Below are 21,253 nucleotides of genomic sequence, written 5' to 3'. Positions count from 1 at the left end.
CGCTTCGCGCCGAGACCGTACGGGATTGACGAGACCGTAGGCGATGGGCGCCCACCGCGTACGGTTTCGTCAATCGGATGCGGTTTCGGCGCCCGCCTCCGCCGCCCGCACCTCCGCGCGCAGGGTCCGCAGGCGCTCGCGCAGGGCGCGCTCGGCATCCCATCCGCGCTCACGGCCGAGCTGCACCAGCGCCAGCAGGGCATCGCCCAGCTCGGCCTCGGAGGCGGGGTCGGCGAGCCGGTGGTGCGGAGCCGAGACCCCGACCTGCGCCGCCTTGCCGACCACCTTCTGCGCCAGGGCGAGCGACGGCATGTGGTCGCTGACGCCGTCCAACACGCTCGTGCGGTCGTGCTTCTCGGCGGCTTTCGCCGCGTTCCAGTGCACGAGGACCTCGTCGGGCGTGGATGCCACGGCGTCCGCGAACACGTGCGGATGCCGCCGCACCATCTTCTCGGTCAAGCCTCGCGCGACATCGTCGATGTCGAAGGGGTCATCGGGGTCACCCGCAGCGATCTCGGCGTGGAAGAGCACCTGCCAGAGCAGGTCGCCGAGCTCCTCGCGCAGGTCGGCGCGCGTGCCCGCCTCGACCGCGTCGATGACCTCGGCGCTCTCCTCCACGAGGTAGGGGACGAGGTCGCGGTGGTCGATGGTCTGCGTCCAGGCGCAGCGCTCCCGGACCGTTCGCATGGTGTCGGCAGCCTGTCGCAGCGCGTCATCGGTCACGGCGTGTCCCTCCCCCGGCGACGGTGGCGCCGCTGCCCCGAGTATCCCCCGCGCGCGCCCACGACGGGTCGGAGACGGGCCGAACTCCGGAAGATCTCGGATGCCACGCGGCAGCGACCGCAAGAATCCGTGGCAATCGCGCCCCCAGCGACGAAAAGTCCGGAGTTCGGACCACGACGCGGTGCCGAGCGCGTACCACTGCCCCGTCGCGTCATCTGTCCGACACGGGACGCCGATAATCTGGGGCGTGTGCGAGAACTGACCCCGACCGAGGCCATCGACCTCGTGGGCCGCTTCGAAGCCGGCCAGGAGCTCCCCGAACAGATGCGCGCCGACGTGCGCCTGCTCGGATCGCTCCTCGGCCGCGTCCTTCAGGAGAGCGGCTCCCCCGGACTGTACGACGACGTCGAGCGGCTGCGGACGGCGACGATCCAGGCCTACACCGACGAGACGCCCGAGGCGTTCGAGCGGGCCGCGGCGATCGCCGACGGCTTCTCGATCGAGAGGGCCGACGAGGTGGCCCGGGCTTTCACGGCGTACTTCCACCTCGTCAACCTCGTCGAGGAGCACCAGCGCGTGCGCATCCTCCGCGAGCGCGGCGACCGCCCCTCGCGCAGCGGCACCCCTGACACGATCGCGACGGCGTTCGAGCGCCTCTCGAGCGAGGTCGGTGAAGAGACGGCCCTCGCGCGCCTGCAGGCCCTGCGCTTCCACCCCGTCTTCACCGCGCACCCCACCGAGGCCCGCCGCCGCGCGATCTCCACCAGCATCCGTCGACTGTCGGAGCTGCTCTCGGAGCACGACGACGCGCCCGACGGCGGCACCGAGAGCCGGCGCGCCGAGCGCCGCATGCTCGAGGAGATCGACACGCTGTGGCGCACCGCCCCCCTGCGGCGCGAGAAGCCGTCGCCGGTCGACGAGGTCCGCTCGGTCATGTCGGTGTTCGACGAGACGCTCTACACCGCGGTCCCCCGCGTGTATCGCCGCATCGACGACATCCTCCAGGGCGAGCACGCCGGCTCCCGCGCCCCGATCGTGAAGCCGTTCGTCCGCGTCGGCTCGTGGGTCGGCGGCGACCGCGACGGCAACCCCTTCGTCACGGCATCCGTCACCCGCAAGGCCGCCGCGATCGCCAGCGAGCATGTGCTCCTGGGTCTCGAGCGCACGACCCAGCGCGTGGGTCGCGGATTGACCCTGGATGCCGAGACCACCCCGCCCAGCGATGCCCTGGTCGCGCTGTGGCACCGCCTGCGCGCGGCCGACGAGGACGCGGCGGCCGAGATCGCCGAGCGCTCCCCCGACGAGCCGCACCGGCGCATCCTGCTGCTGCTCGCGCGCAAGATCGCCGCGACCCGCACGCGCGACGCCGACCTCGCCTACCGCGACCCCGAGCACCTGCTCGCCGACCTGCGCACGGTGCAGGACTCCCTCGTCGCCGCCGGCGCGGCCCGCCAGGCGTACGGCGCGCTGCAGCGGCTCGTGTGGCAGGTCGAGACGTACGGCTTCCACCTCACCGAGCTCGAGGTGCGCCAGCACTCCGCCGTGCACCGCAAGGTGCTCGACGAGCTCCGCGCGGGCGGCGCCCGCAGCGAGCAGACCGACGAGGTGCTCGAGGTCTTCCGCTCGATCGCCTACGTGCAGGAGCGTTTCGGCCCCCGCGCCGCCGGCCGCTACATCGTCTCGTTCACGCAGTCGGCCGAAGACCTCGCGAACGTCCACGAGCTCGCGTCGTACGCGATGGGCCCGGGCGAGACCCTCCCCGTCCTCGACGTGATCCCGCTGTTCGAGACCTTCGCCGACCTGCAGGCGGCCCCCGGCATCCTCGCTGAGATCGTCTCGCACCCCTCGTTCGTCAGCCGACTGGATGCCACCGGCCGCCGCCTCGAGGTCATGCTCGGCTACTCCGACTCGTCGAAGGACGTCGGCCCCGTCGCGGCCAACCTCGCGCTGTACGAGGCGCAGGCGAAGATCTCGACGTGGGCCGAGGCCGAAGGCATCGAGCTCACGCTCTTCCACGGACGCGGCGGCGCGCTCGGCCGCGGTGGCGGACCGGCGAACTCGGCGATCCTCGCGCAGCCCCCGCACTCCGTCGACGGCCGGTTCAAGCTCACCGAGCAGGGCGAGGTCATCTTCGCCCGCTACGGCGACGCCGACATCGCGATGCGCCACATCGACCAGGTCGCGGCGGCCGTGCTCACGGCATCCTCCCCCTCGATCGAGCGCCGCAACCGCGGGGCCGCCGAGGCGTTCGCCGACGTCGCGAAGACCATGGACGTCGCCTCACGCGAGCGGTTCTTCGCGCTCGTGAAAGCGCCGGGCTTCGCGCCGTGGTTCGCCACGGTCACCCCGATGGAGGAGCTCGGGCATCTCGCCCTGGGCTCGCGCCCGGCGCGTCGCGGTCTCTCGGTCGAGTCGCTCGAGGACCTCCGCGCGATCCCGTGGGTGTTCTCGTGGACGCAGGCGCGCATCAACCTCGCCGGCTGGTTCGGCCTGGGCACCGCCCTCGACGCGGTCGGCGACGAGCAGCGCCTGCGCGACGCGTACGAGCAGTGGCCGCTGTTCCGCACGATGATCGACAACGTCGCGATGAGCCTCGCGAAGGCCGACGAGCGCATCGCCCGCCGCTACCTGGCGCTCGGCGACCGCGACGACCTCGCTCAGCTCGTGATGGACGAGATGCTGCTCACCCGCTCGTGGGTCGAGCGGATCACTGGCGGCGGCCTGCTCGGCAACAAGCCCGTGCTGCAGCGCGCGGTGAAGATGCGCAGCCCCTACGTCGACGCCCTCTCTCTCCTGCAGCTGCGGGCGCTCCGCGCGTTGCGCGACGCGTCCACCGAGTCCGAGACCCCGGATGCCGAGCACCAGCGCTTGCTGCTGCTGTCGGTGAGCGGTGTGGCGGCGGGTCTGCAGAACACCGGCTGAGCGGCATCCATCCGATCCTCGGCGCGCCGGCTCCCTCGCGGGGTCGGCGCGCCGCTGCGTGCAGTGGGCGTCGAGCCGTCCCGCGGACGCGAGGCCCGATACGCCGAAACCCGCAACCGGTGGGGCGCGCCGTGACGGACCGCCGTCGGGGCGGGGGCGCGGAACCTCAGCCGAGCGGGCGGTCGGCGGCGTGGCGCGCGAGGCTGCGGCCGTACCGCTCGGTCAGTTGGACCATCAGATCGGGAGTCTCCCGGTCGAGGCCGAAGACGTACCCGGGGAAGTCGAGTTCCTTCTGCGCCGCCCAGATCTCGTCGTGGCGGTCCGGCGAGAGCAGCTGCAGCGGGTCGCCGACGGCGACCCATCGGATCGGCACGACGGTCTCGGCGGGGAGGATCGTCCGCAGGTGGACCACGGCGTTGATCCGGACCTCGCTGCGGTCGCCGATCTCGGCGCCGTTGAAGATGCGCGTCCCCGTCGCGAGGAAGACCTCCTCACCCACGTCCGCCCCGGCGACGCTGGCCATCGGCCCGACGAGGGTGTGCGCCCCGACGTGCACGGGGTGGGTCGAACTGGCGCGCACGAGGGCGTTCTCCATCACGAGGACGTTCTCGCCCAGCACGATGGGACTGCCCTCCGACGTGAGGACGGCACCGTGGAGGATCTGGCACCCGGCGCCGATCGTGACGTCGCCGCTGATCACGGCCGTCGGCGCGACCACCGCGTCGGGATGGATGCGGGGCTCGGCCCCGAGGTGAGCGAACAGCATGCGGTCAGCGTAGACCCGCCGGTCGCCGGCGTCAGCCGAGCAGAAGAACCGTCTCGCGGAGCGCGAAGGCGAGCACGAAGCCGACCACGATCGACAGGTGCGCGCGGCGGGTCGTGACGAGCAGGATGCCGGTGGCCAGAGCCCCGACCGCGGCGGCCCCGCCGTAGACGCTCTGGGTCAACAGCACGGGAGTGTGCCCGAGCAGCACGTCGCGCACGACGCCCCCGCCCGTCGCGGCGACCACTCCGACCACCACGACCACCCACAGGCTCGCGCCGTGCGCCGAAGCCTTCTGCGCACCGATCACCGCGAACAGGGCGAGACCCACGCCGTCGAGGGTGAGCAGCACCGTGGTGGGCACCTCGTCGACGAGCTTGAGCAGCACGAACGTTGCGCCCGAGGCGGCGAAGGCGACGATGATGCGGCTAGACGAACGCAAAGCCGCCGGGGGCAGGTCGCCCAGGAGGACGTCGCGCAGCATCCCGCCGACGACGGCGGCGACGAAGCCGACCACGAGCACCCCGAGCAGATCGAACCCCGCGTGTGCGGCGAGCGCGGCCCCCTCGACGCCGCGGACCGCGGTGGCGACGATGTCGAGGGCGGCGAACGCGCGGGCTCCGAGCGAGGGACGTCCCGGGACGGCACGAGCTGCCGTGCCGGACGCGCGGACCGTGAGCGTCACGCGATCCTCGGCAGCGACCAGCCCCAGATCACGGCACCGAGTCGGAGTGCGAGGGCCACGGCGAAGCCGACCCCGAGGGCGAGCCGTGGACGGCCCGTCGCGGCGAGCAGGATGCCGGTCACCACGGCGCCCGCGGCCGCGGCGGTGCCGTAGATGCTCTCCGACAGCACGTAGGGGGTCCGCGCCAGCAGCACGTCGCGGATCACGCCGCCGCCGGTCGCCGCGAGGGTCCCAAGGATCGTCACGACCCAGAGGTTCGCGCCGGAGGCCGAGGCCTTCTGGGCACCGGTGACGGCGAAGAGGGCGAGGCCGATGGCATCCATGATCTGCAGGGGGAAGACCGGGAACGCGTCGACGCCCTCGATGAAGACGAACGCCACGAGGGCGGCCGCGAGACCCGCGATGATGCGGCTCGGGGTGCGCAGAGCGGCGGGAGGCAGATCGCCCAGGAGCACGTCGCGGAGCACTCCGCCCGCGAGCGCGACGATGAGGCCGACCGCGACCACGCCCAGCAGGTCGAAGCCCGCGTGCGCCGCGGCCGCCGCCCCCTCGAGGCCGAACAACGCCGTCGCAGCGATGTCGAGCGCGTCGAAGGCGCGCGCTCCGATCGAGGGACGGGAGGAGCCCCGAGTTGCGGACGCGACGTCGGTCATGGGGTCATTCTGGCAGCGCACGGGAGCGGCCGAGTTCACGCCACGGGAAGGCGGACGAGGCTCCGCTGCCCCCGCCGCACGAAGGCGGCACGCAACCGGCTCCCGCTCATCAGCGCCGATCGATCACCGCGAGCGCCGCGCGCTGGCCCACGATCGCCGCACGTACCGAGAAGGCGACGAGAACGGCGGCTCCGGCGAGGATGCCGGCGGCCGCGACGGGCTCGCGCGCCGACTCGGGCAGGGCGAGTGAGACCCATGGCACCGTACCGGCGATGGCCGCGCCGACCACCGAACGCCGCAGGTCGGCGGCTCCCGCCCGGTGCGCGGCGATCCACGCCTCGTCGGAGGAGCGGGTGGCCGCAGTCCGGATGCCGGCGAAGTCGTTGCGTGGGAGGGTGCCCGCCGCGGCTCGCCGAGCCATCCACAGGATGAGCGCGGCTGTCGCGAGCATCATCACGCTCACGACGACGAGTCCGACGGTCACGGCATCCGTCCTTTCAGACCGAGGCCGTCTCGGCGGTCTTCTCCGCGGGGAGCGGCCACAGCGCGTCGAGCAGCTGACGCACCCACGCGATGAGGTTCGCGTCGTCGGCGTCCTGTGGGAGCGGCACGACCATGGCATCCCCACCGGCGACGAGCTTCGCCTTCGGGTACAGCCGCTGCAGGCGCACGCGCATCGAGTCCGCGAGGTTCGCCGGCGCGATGCGCAGGTTCGATCCCATCGCCACGACATCCGCGAGACCCGCCTGCGCGGCCCGGCGGCGCAGGCGTGCGATCGCGACGAGACCCTCGACCTCGGCGGGAGGCTCGCCGTAGCGGTCGCGCAGTTCTTCGACCACGAGGTCGATCGCGTCGTCCTTGGCGGTGGCGGATGCCGCGGCCGACAGCTTCTGGTACGCCTCGAGGCGCAGGCGCTCGCTGTCGATATAGAACTCGGGCAGGCGCGCATCGACCGGCAGCTCGAGCCGCAGCTCGGTCGGACCGTCCACGTCTTCGCCGCGGAAGGTCGACACGGCCTCGCCGATCATGCGCAGGTAGAGATCGAACCCGACGCCGGCGATGTGGCCGGCCTGTTCGGCGCCGAGGAGGTTTCCCGCGCCGCGCAGCTCGAGGTCTTTGAGCGCGACCTGCATGCCCGAGCCGAGGTCGTTGTTCACGGCGATCGTCTCGAGGCGGTCGGCCGCGGTCTCGGACAGCGGCTTCATCTCGTCGTACAGGAAGTAGGCGTACGCGCGGTCGCGGCCGCGCCCGACGCGCCCGCGCAGCTGGTGCAGCTGCGAGAGGCCGTACTTGTCGGCGCGGTCGATGATGATCGTGTTCGCGTTCGAGATGTCGAGGCCGGTCTCGATGATGGTGGTCGACACGAGCACGTCGGCCCGACGCTCCCAGAAGTCGTCGACGACCTGCTCGAGCGCGTGTTCGCCCATCTGGCCGTGCGCGACGACGATCCGCGCCTCGGGGACGAGCTCGGCGAGGTGGGCGGCGACGCGCTGGATCGACGACACGCGGTTGTGCACGTAGAACACCTGGCCCTCGCGCAGCAGCTCGCGACGGATGGCCGCCGCGATCTGCTTGTCGTTGCGCGGCCCGACGTAGGAGAGGATCGGATGCCGATCCTCCGGAGGAGTCGCCAGGGTCGACATCTCGCGGATCCCGGTGACGGCCATCTCGAGCGTGCGCGGGATGGGCGTGGCGCTCATGGCGAGGATGTCGACGTTGGTCTTGAGCTTCTTCAGCTGGTCTTTGTGCTCGACACCGAAGCGCTGCTCCTCGTCGATGATCATGAGTCCCAGGTCTTTGAAGATCACCTTCTCGGTGAGGATGCGGTGGGTCCCGATGACCATGTCGACCGTGCCGTCGGTGAGACCCGCGAGAGTCGCCTTCGCCTCTTTGTCGGTCTGGAAGCGCGAAAGCGGGCGTACCGTGACAGGGAATCCGGCGAAACGCTCGGCGAAGGTCTCGAGGTGCTGCTTGACGAGCAGGGTCGTCGGCACGAGCATCGCGACCTGCTTGCCGTCCTGGATCGCTTTGAACGCGGCGCGCACGGCGACCTCGGTCTTGCCGAAGCCGACGTCGCCGGAAAGAAGGCGATCCATCGGGATCGGCTTCTCCATGTCGGCCTTGATCTCGTCGATCGTCTGCAGCTGGTCCTGCGTCTCGGCGAACGGGAAGGCCTCCTCGAGCTCCCGCTGCCAGGGCGTGTCGGGACCGAAGGCGTAGCCCTTGGACGCCATGCGCGCCGAGTACAGCTTCACCAGCTCGACCGCGATGTCGCGGACGGCCTTGCGCGCGCGTCCCTTCGCCGCGGCCCAGTCGCTGCCGCCCATCTTCGAGAGGGTCGGAGCCTCGCCGCCGACGTACTTCGACAGCAGGTCGAGCTGGTCGGTGGGCACGAACAGCTTGTCGCCCGGGTAGCCGCGCTTGGCGGGCGCGTACTCGAGGACGAGGTACTCCTTCGTCGTCTTCACCGCGTTGCGGCCGCCGCTGGAGACCTCGCGCTGGGTCAGCTCGAGGAACTTCCCGATGCCGTGCGTGGCGTGCACCACCACGTCGCCGGGCTTGAGCTGCAGCGGGTCGACGACGTTCCGCCGCCGCGACGCCAGCTTCTTGACACCCCGGTTGTCGCCGCTGACCGAGCGGCCGTAGAACTCGGTCTCGGTGATGACGGCGAACCGCGCCTCGGTGAGCTCGAAGCCGCGCTCGAGCGGAGCGCACACCACGTGCGCCACGCCGGGCTCGGGCGGGGTGAGGACGTCATCGACGCGCCTCGCCGCGATCCCGCGCTCCGCGAGCACGTCGCGCGCGCGATCGACCATTCCCGGACCGGATGCCGTGACGATCACCGCCCAGCCGTCGGCGAGGAGCTCCCCGACGTGCGCCGTGGCCCCCTCGACATTGCCCTGGAACGAGGGGACGGCGTCGGCCTTGATCCGGTGCGCGGAGTCGTCGCCGACCGTGAGGCCCTCGTCCTCGGCATCCGCCGCTCCCGAATCGAAGGCGCTGAACTGCCACCACACTCCCCCGCGACCGCTCGCGCGCTCGTGCAGGTCGTCGAGCGTCACGAAGTCGCCGGAGTCGAGGTCGACCGGGGTGTCGGCCCCCGCGGTGGCCGCCGACCAGGCGGCCTCGAGGAACTCGCGGTTGGTGTCACCGAGCGTGGTCGCGCGGGCGAGCGAGCGCTCGGGATCGACGAGGGCGACGGCGCTGCCGCCAGGGAGGTAGTCGACCAGGGTGGTGAGGTCGTCGATCAGCACCGGGATCAGCGACTCCATGCCCTCGGCGGGGATGCCCTCGGCCATCTTCTCGAGCAGCTGACGCAGGCCCGGGTACGCGTCGCGGAGCGCGGCGGCGCGCGCCCGCACCGCGGGGGTGAGCAGAAGCTCTCGGCTGGGGACGAGCGTCACGGTGGTGACCTCGCCCGGGAGCGAGCGCTGGTCGGCGACCGAGAAGGCGCGGATCTGGTCGACCTCGTCGCCGAAGAACTCGACGCGGTAGGGGTGATCGGCCACCGGCGGGAAGACGTCCAGGATGCCGCCGCGCACCGCGAACTCCCCGCGCCGCGAGACCATGTCGACCCGGTGGTACGCCAGTTCGACGAGCCGCGTGGTCACCGCCTCGAGCTCGTGACCGCGGCCCCCGACCGTGAGCTCGACCGGGGCGACGTCGCCGAGACCGGGCGCGAGGGGCTGGAGGGCGCTGCGGACGGATGCCGTGACGACCAGCGGCGCCTCGCCGTTCCAGGCCGCGATGCGGCGCAGCACGTCGAGGCGACGGCCGACCGTCTCAGGACTCGGGCTGAGGCGCTCGTGCGGCAGCGTCTCCCACGCGGGGAAGTGCAGCACCTGAGCGCCGGGGAGCACGGCATCCAGGGCCGGCCCCAGCGACTCGGCCCGTCGACCGGTCGGGGCGATCACCAGAACGGCGCCCGGGTCACCCGCGGCACGGCGACGCTCGACGAGGCCCGCGATGACGGGGGCATCGAGCCCGTCGACGAGGGAGAGAGACAGGTCGACGGATGCCGCGGATGCGGCCTCACGATACGACTCAGCCTGCTCGAGGGCGCGCACGATCCCGGGAACTGTCACTCGGGAAAGTCTACGCGGGGGTACCGACACCGGGTCGGCGCGCGCGTCTCGTAGAGTGCTGGCATGTCGTCGCCCTTCGCCGCCCCGTACGTCGCCCCCGCGACCGGGACGCTCCTGGCTCCCCCGCCGTCGTCGAAGAAGCGGCGCCCGCTCGGGGCCTTCGCGCTCGTCGCCGGCATCCTGAGCATGGTCGTCGCCCCCGCCGTGGCGGGCTTCGCCGCCTTCCGGGTCGCACGCGGCGCCGGTGCCCAGATCGTCGCCCAGGGTGGGCAGAACATCGATCTGCGGGTGCTGAGCCCCGTGCGCGATCTCGTGCTCGTCGTCGAGGTGGCGTTCTGGACGGGAACGGTCCTCGGCATCGCCGCACTCGTGGTGGGGATCATCGCCACCGCGCGCGACAGCGGGCGCCCGATGGGCATCGTCGCGATCGTCCTCGCCGCCCTCGGCCCCGTCATCTTCGCCGCGTTCGTCGCCCTCGCGCTCGCCGCCGGCGCGGGAACCCTCGCCGATTCGGGCGGCAGCCTCACCTGAGTCGTCGTTGTTACCGTGTTTCGCGACGCGCGTCCAGCTCGTTCTCAGAAACGGAAGGCCTTCCCTATACTCGCGGCCACGGGATGATCCCATCCCACGATCGAAGGAGCACCCCCGTGAGCAGCACGCCGCCGCCCCCCGAGCCGTACAACCCTCCCCCCGCGACGCGCGCGGACGCCGCCCAGGCCGGCTACCCCGCGGCCCCGGCCCACCAGCCCCCCGCTGCGGCTCCGCAGAAGCCCTCGAACCGCCTCGGTCTGATCGCCTTCGTGGTGGCCCTCGCCGCCATCGTGATCGGCTCGATCCTCGCGTTCATCGGCGGTATGCAGAGCGGCGCTCTCGTGCAGTACGCCACGACCGGCCCCGACGGCACCCCGCAGATCGACCCGTCGAACCTCTCCGCGAGCGAGCAGCAGTCCGCGGCCACGGCGGGTCTGCTCGCGGTCGCCGGCTTCCTCGTCTTCGGTGCCCTCGGGCTCTGGGGCTTCATCCAGGGCATCATCGCCGCCGTGAAGAACCGGGGCCGTGGATTCGGTATCGCGGCGATCGTCCTCGCCGTCCTCGGCGGCATCGTGGTCGCCGTGATCTTCGGCGCCGGCGCGGCCGCGGGAGCGGCTCCGTACGCCAACACCATCGGCTGAGTCCCTCAGCGACGCGGAAGCCCCGGCCGAACGGCCGGGGCTTCCGTCGTGACGGGGGCGGGCTTCAGGCGCGCGGGGCGTGGAAGCGCTGCTGCGCGGCGACCAGCCCCTCCTCGACGAGCATCTCGACGGCGTCCGCGGCATCCGAAATCAGGATCGGCAGCGTCTGACGCTCGGTCGCCCCGAACGGGTCGAGGACCCAGTCCGCGGGATCCTGCCGACCGACGGGCCGCCCGATGCCCACCCGGACGCGCGGGAACTCCGGGGTGCCCAGCGCCTTGGCGACATCGCGCACGCCGTTGTGGCCGCCGTGGCCTCCGCCGGTCTTGAGCTTCACGGTGTCGAACGGGATGTCGAGCTCGTCGTGCACGACGACGACGCGCTCCGGGTCGACGTCGTAGAAGCGCGCGAGGCCCGCGGCGGGGCCCCCGGAGACGTTCATGAAGCTGTTGGGCTTCGCGAGGACGAGCTTGGGGCCGCCCGGTCGCAGCCACGTCTCCGCGACGCGGGCATTCGCCTTGTGCGCGCGGAAGGCCTCGCTCCGCCGCGCCGCGAGCTCGTCGACGACCATCTGGCCGATGTTGTGCCGGGTCGCCTCGTAACGCGGACCCGGGTTGCCGAGTCCCACGATCACCCACGTGTCTGCCATGGCATCCATTCTTCCGGGTCAGCCGGAAACGAAACGAGGGGGCGCGAAGAACGCGCCCCCTCGTCGACGAACTGCGAGTCGCAGCCGTCCGGTGTCAGTTGTTGTCGGCGGCCTCGGCCTCTTCGGACTGCTCCTCGGCGACCTCGGCGTCAGCCTCGGCGATCTCTTCCTCAGCGGCCAGCGTGTCGAGCGGCACCGAGACGCCCACGATGAGGGTCTCGGGCTCGGTCACGAGGCTCGCACCGGCGGGGAGCTTCAGGTCGGCGGCGGTGATCTGCGTGCCGTCCTCGGCGCCCTCGACGTCGACCTCGACGTTCTGCGGGATGTGGGTGGCCTCGACCTCGAGCGACACGGTGGTGGCGTCGAGCATCGCGATGGTGCCGGAGAAGGGCTCGCCGACGACGACCACGGGGACGTCGACCTGGACCTTCTCGCCCTTCTTCACGACGATGAGGTCGATGTGCTCGATGATCTGACGCACGGGGTCCTTCTGCACGTCCTTGACCAGGACGAGCTGGCTCTTGCCCGCGATGTCGAGGTCGAGCAGAGCGTTGGCGCGACGGATGAGCAGCGCGGTCTGGTGACCGGGCAGCGCGACGTGCTGGGGCTCGGTGCCGTGACCGTAGATGACGGCCGGGATCTTGCCCGCGGCGCGGAGGCGACGGGCGAAGCCCTTGCCGAAGTTCTCGCGGAGCTCCGCGACGACCTTGTTGTCTTCCGACATGATGTTCTCCTCGCGGGCGTGCGGCCCGCAGCTCAGGGGCGGAACACGGCCCGCACCGGTGGTCTGGATTCGACTCGAACGCGAGCGCGTGAGGAAAGCCGGGGGCCTGCATCACCGCGTCGATCACGGATGCCACGTTCACCAGCCGGTGTGCGACAGTCCCTCGCCGAAGTACCCGGGAAGTCTACCAGTGCGATCGCTGCCGCACGACCCGCGCGTGTCGAGGAGCACCGGAGCGCGCCGGTAGAATCGAGTCCCACCGACCCGAAGGATCATCATGGACAGCGGCTTCTTCTCCCACGTCGTGCTCTGGGTCATCGGCGGTGTCGCTCTGCTCGGCGGCATCGGCGCGATCGGCGCCCTCTTCTCGATGGGTCGCAACGCCGGCTACAAGAAGCACTGACGCGCGTCAGGCCGTCGGGGTTCGCAGCCGCAGCTCGCCCACGACGACCTCGACCGCGACTCCGGGTCGGATGGGGGATGCCGAGAACGGCGCACCCATCATGATCACGTCCCCGGGGCCCAGCGTCGTCCATCCCGCGACGTACGCGAGGCACGCCCGCAGCGACATCGGGTAGCGCCCCGCCGACGTCTCGCAGACCGGCTCCCCGTCGACCACGAGGCTCAGCGACACGTCGTCCTCGAGACCGATGCCGGTGTCGATGAACGGACCGAGCGGGGTGTACCCCTCTCCCGACTTCGCCTCGAAATTACGCGGGTCGAGGACCGAGCGATCCGGGCTCGAGAGGTCGTTCACGGCCGTGACGCCGAGCACGTACTCGTGCGCGTTCTCGCTCGTCAGCCCCGTCGTGTCGCGACCGATCACGACCGCGACCTCCGCCTCGGCGACCGTCGTGCCGGCGTCGCGGCGCAGGGTCACCGCCTGATCCGGTCCCGTGACGGTGCGGGGACTCTTCAGCCACGCCTGCACGGGCGAGGCGTGGTCCGGTCCGTTCTGGGCGATCCCCACCACGACCGTCGGCGCGCACGGGGCGAGGAGCGTGCCGGTGACCGGGGTCCCGGCATCCGTCACGTCCTCCCCCTTCGCGAACGCGACGTAGGGGTCGTGGATCGGGATGAACCGGTCGCCGTCCACCCGGACGACGCGCACGCCGTCGGGCGTCTGCACGCGGGCGATGCGGGTCATCGGATGGTCCGGACGGTCACGGTCGTGGCATCCACGCCCTCGCCGGCCTCGTCGCGCGACACCTTGATCGCGTCGTCGGTGCGCGTGAGGTCGCGACGGAGGGTCTCGGGGACGAGGAACGTCGATGCGGTCGTGATGAGCGCGAGGGTGGCCATGTAGATCGCGAGCAGGAGCCAGTTCGCCCCGCTCACGGCGATGATGTACGCGCCCAGGACGCCCGCGAGGCCGCCGGCGAGGACCGCCGAGATCTCACGTGCCATCGCGACACCGAGGTAGCGGTGGCGGTTGCCGAACAGCTCGGGGAGCATGGCGCACTGGGGTCCGAGCATCGAGTTGACCGCGACGCCGATACCGATCGCGATGACCGCGATGGTGATCGGGTAGCTGCCGAGCGAGATGAGCCACCAGGCCGGGAACGTGAAGACGAGCATGAAGAGCGCGCCGGCGCGGTAGACGGTGCGACGGCCCATGCGGTCGGAGAGGGCGCCGGTCAGCGGCACCGAGAAGATGCCGATGAGCGATCCGAGCGTGACACCCCACGTGAGGAGGCTCCGGTCGGCCTGACCGCCCACCGAGGCGACGAAGAACGTCAGCGCGAGGGTGTTGAACATGTACGAGCCGCCGTTTTCGGCCATGCGCAGGCCGATGCCGACGATGATGCCCGGCAGACCGCGCGTGAAGATGTCGCGGACCGGATGCTCGGCGATCTGCTCGCTCTTCTCGAGCTCGATGAAGGTCGGGGTCTCGCGCAGACGCATGCGGATGAACAGCGCGAGCAGGATGAGCACGAACGAGGCGAGGAACGGCACGCGCCAGCCCCAGCTGAGGAGCTGGTCCTCGGGGAGCAGGGAGATGAGGCTGAAGACCACGGCCGCCAGCAGGGTGCCGGCCTGGATGCCGATGAAGGGCAGCGCCGAGAAGAATCCGCGGCGCTTGACCGGGGCGTACTCCGCCATGAGCACGGTGGCCCCCGCCTGCTCGGCACCGGCGCCGAAACCCTGGAGCAGGCGCATGACCACGAGCAGGATCGGCGCGAGGATGCCGACGGCCTCGTAGGTGGGCAGGAGGCCGATGGCCGTGGAGGCCCCGCCCATCAGGAGGATCGTGATGACCAGGACCCACTTGCGGCCGAGCTTGTCGCCCAGGACACCGAAGAACAGCCCACCGAAGGGGCGGGCGAGGAAGCCGACGCCGTAGGTCGCGAAGGCGGCGACCGTGGCGAGGGCGGGGTTGTCCTGAGAGAAGAACAGGACGTTGAAGATCAGGGCCGTCGACAGGCCGTAGAGCGCGAAGTCGAAGTACTCCAGCGCGCTGCCGATGCTCGAGGCGAGCGTTGCGCGGCGCAGATTCGCGGCGTATTCGGGATCATCCGTCGGCTGCGGCGTCGGTGTGGATGCAGTGGTCACGGCCATCTCCTTCGATCGGCTGGGGTGGTGCGACTGTACCAACGGAGTGGACACAGTTCAACATGTTGAACTGAAGAATCTGTTTCCGACACCGTCAGGGCAGCACGAACACCGCCCCCTCCGAGGCGAACGGGGCGCGCGTCAGGCCGAGCGCGACGCGCTGAACGGATTCGTGAGCGCGCGGGCGGCCTCGCGCAGCGCGGTGCCGACACGGGCGACGCGTTCGGGCGTGGCATCCGCGACCGGGATGCCGACACCGAGAGCGAGCTGTGGATCGCCCGGCGCCCAGCCCTCGAGCGGGACGGCGACGCCGACGATGCCGCGGAACGACTCCTCCTCGTCGACCGACCACCCGCGCTCGCGCGCGGCGGCGAGCTTGGCGATCACGGCGTCGACGTCGACCGTGCTGTGCTCGGTGAGCCGGGGCAGTGGACCGCGCATCAAGAGAGCACGGACGTCGTCGTCGCTGCGCGTCATCAACAGCGCACGCCCGGTCGCCGACAGAGCGGCGGGCAGGCGCGAGCCCAGCGGCGTTCCCAGGCGCACCGATCGGGACCCCTCGTAGCGCGCGAGGTAGAGGGCATCGGCGTCGTCGAGCACCGCGACCTGCACGAGCTCGGACGCCAGCGCCGGAGAGGTCTCGCACACGGCGTAGAACTCACGCACCTGGTTGAACTGCGCGGCGAAGGCCCCGCCGAGCTCGGCCGTGCGGATGCCGAGGCGGTACCCGAGCGGCACGCGCTCGATCATGCGACCCGCCTCGAGCGACAGGCAGAGGTTCGCGGTCGACGACTTCGCCAGTCCTAGGCCCGCGGCGAGCTCGGTGAGCGTCAGCGCGCGTCCCGCCTCGGCAAGGAGACCCAGGAGGCGGATACTGCGGCCGACGGCGGGCGCCGGGTCGCGCGCGATCGCGCTCGCTTCGTCATCGCTCACGGCGACCTCCCGTCGTGCCGGCGTCGCGAGGGCCGCGACAGGTCAATAGAACTCGACCGTATCGACAACCGCGCGCATCGGCTCGCCGTCGAGCAGGCGCGTGGCGTTCTCGGCGAAGCGTCGCGCGATGCGCTCCTCCTCCTTGCCGTTCAGGGCCGCGGTGTGCGGGCTCACGAGGACTTTCGGATGCCGCCAGAGCGGCGACTCCCTCGGGAGCGGCTCCACCTCGAAGACGTCGAGGGCGGCGAACGAGACGCGACCGTCGTCGAGGGCCGCCAGGAGCGCCTCCTCGTCGATCACGGTCCCGCGGCCGACGCTCGCGAGGATCACCCCCGGCTTCACCGCGGCGAGCACCTCGGCGCCGATGAGGTGGTGCGTCTGATCCGTCCCGGGAAGCGTGACGACGATGGCATCCACCTCCGCCACCGCGCTCGCCAGTTCGTCGAGCGGGACGAGACGGTCGACCCCCTCGACCGGGGTGCCCGAGCGCGTCGTCCCCCAGACCTCCGCACCGAGGGCGTGGAAGCGGCGTGCGCACTCGGCGCCGATGCCGCCGAGTCCCACCACGAGAACGGTCAGCTCGTCGACCTGGCGCATCTCCCAGCGGTCGGTCCAGCGATGCTCGGTCTGCTGCTGCGCGAGGCGCGGCAGATCCTTGGCTCCGGCGAGGACGCCGAACACCGCGAACTCGGCGAGCGGTCCCCCGTGCACTCCCGCGCTGGTGGTGAAGACGATGCGATCGAGAGCGGCCCGGTCGAGGTCGGCGGCCTTGACCTGGCCCCCTCCCCCGGCGGCGGTCGTCATCACCCACGTCAGGTCCGGGTTGGCCGCGACGGTTCGGGCGAGGGCGGCCGGGTCGACGTCCGGGATGCCGAAGAGCGCCTCGGCCGAGTCGACCATCTCGTCGAACGCGCGCTGCTCGTCGGCGGAACGCCGGTGGTCGGGGTCTCCGGACCAGTCGGCCGGTCCGCGCATCGGGCGCGTCAGAGAGGCGTCCCGGATGAGCTCGATGCGCGGCTCGAGGCGCTCGATGAGCCGGCAGTGCTCTTCCTTCAGGGGCACCGCCACCACCGCGCGTAGGCTTTCCCGTGTCGACATCGTCGTCGTCTCCTCTCGCCGCGGAACTGGTCATCAGCCGCGATCTCACCGAATCGTCGTTCACCATACTGAACCCTGTTCAACCCGTTGTCCAGCCGATAGGATGCCGACATGACCACGCTCGACGAAGAGACCGGCCCGTTCCCGCCCGCTTCCGAGGTGCGCCTCGGCGTCTGGGGCCTGGGCGCGATGGGCGAGCCGATGGCGCAGCACCTGCTGTCGGCGCGCGGAGCCCTCGTCGTCCACGCTCGCCGCGAGCGCCCCGCGCTGATCGAGGCGGGGGCCGACTGGGCGTCGACCGCGCGGGAGCTCGCCGCCGCCACGGACGCGATCCTCGTGATGCTCCCCGATCTCCCGCAGCTCGAGGAGAACCTCGACGGTCCGGACGGACTGCTCGCGGGCGTCGAGGGGCGCCCCTTCCTCGTGATGATCGGGTCGACGTCCTCCCCCGTCGGCGTGCGCGAGCTGGCGGAACGGCTGCCCGACGGCATCCGGGTCGTCGACTGTCCGGTCTCGGGCGGCGAGGACGGAGCGAAGGCCGGGACCCTGTCGATCATGCTCGGCGGCGAGAGCGACGACACCGATCTCGCCGCGGCCCTTCTCGCTCCCTGCGGCACCCCCGTGCGCCTCGGCCCGCTCGGCGCGGGAGAGGTCGCGAAGGCGTGCAATCAGATGGTCGTGGCCGCGACCATCCTCGCGCTCGGCGAGGCGACCGAGCTCGCCGCGCGCTCCGAGGTCGACCCCGCCGCGCTGTGGGAACTCCTCGGCGGCGGGTACGCGGGATCGAACCTGCTGAACAGCCGACGCGAGAAGCTCGTGAGCGGCGACGACTCCCCCAGCGGCATCGCCGGCTACATGGTGAAGGACCTGCGCTTCGCCGCCGACATCGCCTCCGCCACCGACACGCGACCGGCACTGCTCCCGGCCCTGCGCAAAGCCTTCGACGAGATCGTCGACCGCGGCCTCGGCGAGCGCGACATCGCTGTCACGCGCCGCTTCACGGCGGTCCGCAGCGACGACTGACGCACGCCCGAGAACGCCCCAGTGGCCGCGACCACCGGGGCGTTCTCGTCGGTCAGAGGGCGAAGACGACCTTGCCGGAGCGCTGCGAGTCCCGCGCCGTGGCGAAGGCATCGGCGGCATCCGTCACCGCAAACTCGTGCGTGAGGGCGCTCTCGATCCCCGGGTTCGCCGCGAGCAGCGCGACCGCCTGATCGATCTCGTCGCGGAAGCGGAAGGCCCCGAGGTAGCGCGCCTCCTTCGAGATGAAGGGGGCGAGGTTCACCGGGCGCGGATCGTCGGGGAGCATGCCGACCTGCACGACGGTGCCGCCGGGGCGGACCGCCTTCAGCGCGGTCGAGATCGACACCGGAACGCCCGAGCACTCCAGAACGACCGCGTAGGCATTCGGCTCGACCGCATCGACGGAGACGTCGATGGTCGCCGAAGCCCCGAGGGACGCGGCCCGATCGAGCGGCCCTGACAGCACGTCGGTCGCCGTGACGCGAGCCCCCGCGGCGACCGCCGCGGCGACGGCCATGAGACCGATCGGCCCCGACCCGGTCACGAGGACCTCGAGCCCCTCGACCGGACCGGCCTTGCCGAGCGCGTGGAGGGCGACGGCGAGCGGCTCGGCGAGGACGGCCCGGCGCACCGGCAGGTCGTCCGGAAGGACCCGCACCATGTCGGCCTCGACGACCAGGTATTCGGATGCCGCACCCTGGGTGTGCGGCCAGGTCGACGCACTGCCGAGGTAGGACCCCCCGGGCCACAGGTGCGGGTCATCCTCGATGCCCTCGCGCGGCGTGCCGAAGCGCGCGGGGTGCACGGTGACCGGCGTTCCGGGAGCGAGAGCGCCGGAGGGGTCGAGGTCGACCCGCCCCGAGAGCTCGTGCCCGGGGACGAGCGGCTCCCGCACGACGAACGCGCCGTTGGCGCCCTCGAAGTAGTAGTGCAGATCCGAGCCGCAGATGCCCACGTACTCCACGCGCAGGCGGACCTGCCCCTCGCGCGGTTCGGGGACCTCGACATCGTGCACGGCGGCGGCCAGCGCCTTCTCGATCAGCAGCGATTTCATTGCCAGACCTTTCCGCGGTCAGACGACCGCCGTCATCCCGCCGTCGACGAAGATGTTCTGCCCCGAGACGAAGCTCGACGCGTCGGACGCGAGGAACAGCAGCGCCCCGCGCAGCTCGTCGAAGTCGCCCCAGCGGGCCGCGGGCGTGCGCTGGGTCAGCCAGCGCGTGAACTCGGGGTCGTCGACGAGGTCGCGGTTCATCTCGGTCGCGAAATAGCCGGGGCTCAACGCGTTGACCTGGATGCCGTGACGGGCGAGGTCGGCGGCCATCCCGGCGGTGAGCTGGGCGACGCCGCCCTTCGTCGCCGAGTACGGTGCGATCGTCTGGCGCGCGAGACGCGACTGCACCGAGGCGACGTTGACCACCTTCCCCGAGCCGCGGGCGACCATCGCGGGCGTCACGAACCGCGAGACGTAGAACACGCCCGAGAGGTTCGCCGCGACGATGTCGTCCCAGTCGGCGACGGGGAACTCGTGGATGGGCGCGCGGCGCTGCACGCCCGCGTTGTTGACGAGGATGTCGGGCACGCCGATGTCCTCGAGCACCCGCGCGACAGCGCTCTCCACCGCCCCGGCATCGGTGACGTCGAAGGTCACTGCGTGCGCGGGCCGGCCCGACAGCTCCTCGGCTTCGGCACGCGTGCGCTCCACGGCATCCGCGTCCCTTCCGTGCACGATGAGCCGGGCTCCGCCGCGGGCGAGGGTGAGGGCCAGCGCGCGGCCGAGGCCACGGGAGGAACCGGTGACGAGAGCCAGGCGGTCCGAGACGGCGAACAGGTCGGCGTTCGAGGGGGTCACAGGAGCGCTCCGATCCCGAAGACGGCGAGGGCGGCGACGAAGCCGAGCACCGACTCGATGGTCTGCTGCACGGTCCACGTCTTCAGGGTGGTCTTGACGTCCATGCCCATCAGGCGGCCGACGAGCCAGAAGCCCGAGTCGTTCACGTGACCGGCGAAGACCGAGCCGGCGGCGGTGGCCAGCGTGATCGCGGCCACCTGCAGCGGGGAGAACCCTCCCGCCATGACGGCCGGGGCGGCGAGGCCCGCGGCGGTGACGAGGGCGACCGTCGCCGAGCCCTGCGCGAGGCGCAGGATGACGGCGATGATGTACGCCGCCACGATGACCGGGAGCCCCAGGTCGCTCAGGCTGTCGGCGAGAGCATCGCCGATGCCGGAGGCGCGCAGGACGCCACCGAACATTCCACCGGCTCCGGTGATGAGGATGACGGATGCCACGGGCCCGAGCGCCGAATCGACGACCTTCTCGAGCGCCGTGCCGTTCTCGCCGCGGCGGAAGCCGAAGACCACGGTCGCGACCAGCACGGTGATGAGCAGCGCGACGGGCGAGTTGCCGAGCAGGATGAGCACCTGCAGGAACGTGTTGTCGGTGTCGACCACTCCGGCGGAACCGAGGGTGGTGAGACCGGTGTTGAGGAAGATGAGGAGCATCGGCAGCAGCAGCACGGCGATGACGGTGCCGGGCTTCGGCGGGTTCGCCGGCTGATCGGCGTCGACGTCGCCGAAGAGCGCCGGCACGGGAAGCACGATCCGCTTCGCCATGAACTTGCCCCAGAGGTAGCCGGAGAGGTACCAGATCGGGAAGGCGATGAGCAGACCCACGATGAGGACGATGCCGAGGTTCGCACCGTAGAGCTCGCTCGCGCTGACGGGACCCGGGTGCGGCGGCAGGAACACGTGCATGACCGAGAACGCGGCGGCGGCGGGGAGGCCGAACAGGAGCACGTTGTTGCCCGAGACGCGGCGGGCGATCGCGAAGATGATCGGCAGCATCATGACGAGGCCGGCGTCGAAGAACATCGGGAACCCGAGGACGAGCGACGCGATACCGAGGGCGAACGGCGCCCTCTTCTCGCCGAAGAAGCGGACGAAGGTGTCGGCGAGGGCCTGCGCGCCCCCGGAGTGCTCGATGAGCCTGCCGAGCATCGCGCCGAGAGCGACGAGGAGCGCGACGGTGCCGAGCGTTCCGCCGAACCCGTCCGTCAACGTCTTCACCACGGCCGAGACCGGGATGCCGGCGGCGAACGCCGTGACGAGCGAGACGATGATGAGCGCGAGGAACGCGTGCACCTTCATCCAGATGATGAGCACGAGGATGAGCGCGATCGCGCCCGCCGCGATGAGGAGCAACGGCGTGGTGCCGAGTGTTTGCGTCCAGTCTTCCAAGGGATCTCCATTGATACGGGGGGATGCGCGGAG

The 21,253-nt window shown here is 71.4% G+C and carries 20 protein-coding genes; 5 read left to right on the top strand and 15 right to left on the bottom strand.

The window, feature by feature from the left end:
* Window positions 1-69: 69 nt before the first annotated feature.
* Entirely contained in the window at window positions 70-687 is a 618-nt protein-coding gene (locus tag MTES_RS14735) for a MazG nucleotide pyrophosphohydrolase domain-containing protein (protein WP_080575519.1), read from the bottom strand.
* Window positions 688-972: 285 nt separating this feature from the next.
* Between MTES_RS14735 and MTES_RS14730 the strand changes: the two genes are divergently transcribed.
* Window positions 973-3,645: a phosphoenolpyruvate carboxylase gene (locus tag MTES_RS14730; protein WP_013586074.1), complete on the top strand. Its 2,673-nt coding sequence runs from the start codon at window positions 973-975 to the stop codon at window positions 3,643-3,645.
* Window positions 3,646-3,811: 166 nt separating this feature from the next.
* Here MTES_RS14730 and MTES_RS14725 read toward each other — a convergent pair whose 3' ends face one another.
* From MTES_RS14725 to mfd, 5 genes are all read right to left on the bottom strand, one after another.
* The gene (locus MTES_RS14725; RefSeq protein ID WP_013586073.1) at window positions 3,812-4,411 is read right to left on the bottom strand and encodes a gamma carbonic anhydrase family protein; all 600 of its coding nucleotides are present in this window, start codon (window positions 4,409-4,411) and stop codon (window positions 3,812-3,814) included.
* A gap of 31 nt (window positions 4,412-4,442) precedes the next feature.
* Window positions 4,443-5,093 (bottom strand): trimeric intracellular cation channel family protein, encoded by a 651-nt coding sequence (locus tag MTES_RS14720; RefSeq protein WP_013586072.1) that lies wholly within the window; start codon window positions 5,091-5,093, stop codon window positions 4,443-4,445.
* A complete protein-coding gene (locus MTES_RS14715; RefSeq protein WP_013586071.1) occupies window positions 5,090-5,746 on the bottom strand; it encodes a trimeric intracellular cation channel family protein in 657 nt (218 codons plus the stop codon). Before MTES_RS14715 ends, MTES_RS14720 begins: the two co-directional genes overlap by 4 nt.
* 109 nt (window positions 5,747-5,855) lie before the next feature.
* Window positions 5,856-6,230: an SdpI family protein gene (locus MTES_RS14710; RefSeq protein WP_013586070.1), complete on the bottom strand. Its 375-nt coding sequence runs from the start codon at window positions 6,228-6,230 to the stop codon at window positions 5,856-5,858.
* A gap of 13 nt (window positions 6,231-6,243) precedes the next feature.
* Complete coding sequence (gene mfd, locus MTES_RS14705) at window positions 6,244-9,831, bottom strand: transcription-repair coupling factor (protein ID WP_013586069.1); 3,588 nt, start codon at window positions 9,829-9,831, stop codon at window positions 6,244-6,246.
* A gap of 63 nt (window positions 9,832-9,894) precedes the next feature.
* Between mfd and MTES_RS14700 the strand changes: the two genes are divergently transcribed.
* Together MTES_RS14700 and MTES_RS14695 are read left to right on the top strand one after the other, a co-directional pair.
* Complete coding sequence (locus tag MTES_RS14700; protein ID WP_013586068.1) at window positions 9,895-10,362, top strand: hypothetical protein; 468 nt, start codon at window positions 9,895-9,897, stop codon at window positions 10,360-10,362.
* Between the two features lie 116 nt (window positions 10,363-10,478).
* The gene (locus MTES_RS14695) at window positions 10,479-11,003 is read left to right on the top strand and encodes a hypothetical protein (RefSeq protein WP_013586067.1); all 525 of its coding nucleotides are present in this window, start codon (window positions 10,479-10,481) and stop codon (window positions 11,001-11,003) included.
* A gap of 64 nt (window positions 11,004-11,067) precedes the next feature.
* On the opposite strand, the gene pth is transcribed toward MTES_RS14695, so the two are convergent.
* Together pth and MTES_RS14685 are read right to left on the bottom strand one after the other, a co-directional pair.
* Complete coding sequence (pth, locus tag MTES_RS14690; protein WP_013586066.1) at window positions 11,068-11,652, bottom strand: aminoacyl-tRNA hydrolase; 585 nt, start codon at window positions 11,650-11,652, stop codon at window positions 11,068-11,070.
* A 94-nt stretch (window positions 11,653-11,746) separates the two neighbouring features.
* A complete protein-coding gene (locus MTES_RS14685) occupies window positions 11,747-12,376 on the bottom strand; it encodes a 50S ribosomal protein L25/general stress protein Ctc (protein WP_013586065.1) in 630 nt (209 codons plus the stop codon).
* Between the two features lie 277 nt (window positions 12,377-12,653).
* Between MTES_RS14685 and MTES_RS20005 the strand changes: the two genes are divergently transcribed.
* A complete protein-coding gene (locus MTES_RS20005; RefSeq protein ID WP_013586064.1) occupies window positions 12,654-12,779 on the top strand; it encodes a hypothetical protein in 126 nt (41 codons plus the stop codon).
* A gap of 6 nt (window positions 12,780-12,785) precedes the next feature.
* Here MTES_RS20005 and MTES_RS14680 read toward each other — a convergent pair whose 3' ends face one another.
* The 4 genes from MTES_RS14680 to MTES_RS14665 all read right to left on the bottom strand — a co-directional run bounded on the left by MTES_RS14680 (window position 12,786) and on the right by MTES_RS14665 (window position 16,960).
* Window positions 12,786-13,523: a fumarylacetoacetate hydrolase family protein gene (locus MTES_RS14680; RefSeq protein ID WP_013586063.1), complete on the bottom strand. Its 738-nt coding sequence runs from the start codon at window positions 13,521-13,523 to the stop codon at window positions 12,786-12,788.
* On the bottom strand, window positions 13,520-14,935 hold the full coding sequence (locus tag MTES_RS14675; protein ID WP_043361495.1) for an MFS transporter: 1,416 nt from the start codon (window positions 14,933-14,935) through the stop codon (window positions 13,520-13,522). The genes MTES_RS14680 and MTES_RS14675 overlap by 4 nt, the downstream gene beginning before the upstream one ends.
* Window positions 14,936-15,070: 135 nt before the next feature.
* Entirely contained in the window at window positions 15,071-15,862 is a 792-nt protein-coding gene (locus MTES_RS14670) for an IclR family transcriptional regulator (protein ID WP_013586061.1), read from the bottom strand.
* 42 nt (window positions 15,863-15,904) lie between these two features.
* Complete coding sequence (locus tag MTES_RS14665) at window positions 15,905-16,960, bottom strand: D-2-hydroxyacid dehydrogenase (protein WP_013586060.1); 1,056 nt, start codon at window positions 16,958-16,960, stop codon at window positions 15,905-15,907.
* Window positions 16,961-17,071: 111 nt separating this feature from the next.
* Between MTES_RS14665 and MTES_RS14660 the strand changes: the two genes are divergently transcribed.
* Complete coding sequence (locus MTES_RS14660; RefSeq protein ID WP_013586059.1) at window positions 17,072-17,983, top strand: NAD(P)-dependent oxidoreductase; 912 nt, start codon at window positions 17,072-17,074, stop codon at window positions 17,981-17,983.
* Window positions 17,984-18,035: 52 nt separating this feature from the next.
* Here the strand turns inward: MTES_RS14660 and MTES_RS14655 are convergent, their stop codons facing one another.
* The 3 genes from MTES_RS14655 to MTES_RS14645 are packed head-to-tail and all read right to left on the bottom strand — an operon-like array spanning window position 18,036 to window position 21,220.
* On the bottom strand, window positions 18,036-19,037 hold the full coding sequence (locus tag MTES_RS14655) for a zinc-binding dehydrogenase (protein ID WP_013586058.1): 1,002 nt from the start codon (window positions 19,035-19,037) through the stop codon (window positions 18,036-18,038).
* 18 nt (window positions 19,038-19,055) lie between these two features.
* Window positions 19,056-19,835: an SDR family oxidoreductase gene (locus MTES_RS14650; protein ID WP_013586057.1), complete on the bottom strand. Its 780-nt coding sequence runs from the start codon at window positions 19,833-19,835 to the stop codon at window positions 19,056-19,058.
* Window positions 19,832-21,220: a GntP family permease gene (locus MTES_RS14645; protein WP_013586056.1), complete on the bottom strand. Its 1,389-nt coding sequence runs from the start codon at window positions 21,218-21,220 to the stop codon at window positions 19,832-19,834. Before MTES_RS14645 ends, MTES_RS14650 begins: the two co-directional genes overlap by 4 nt.
* Window positions 21,221-21,253 lie beyond the last annotated feature (33 nt).

Origin of the sequence: Microbacterium testaceum StLB037 (assembly GCF_000202635.1) — a bacterium.
GTDB lineage: Bacteria > Actinomycetota > Actinomycetes > Actinomycetales > Microbacteriaceae > Microbacterium > Microbacterium testaceum_F.
This window is presented reverse-complemented; position numbering and strand designations above follow the sequence as displayed.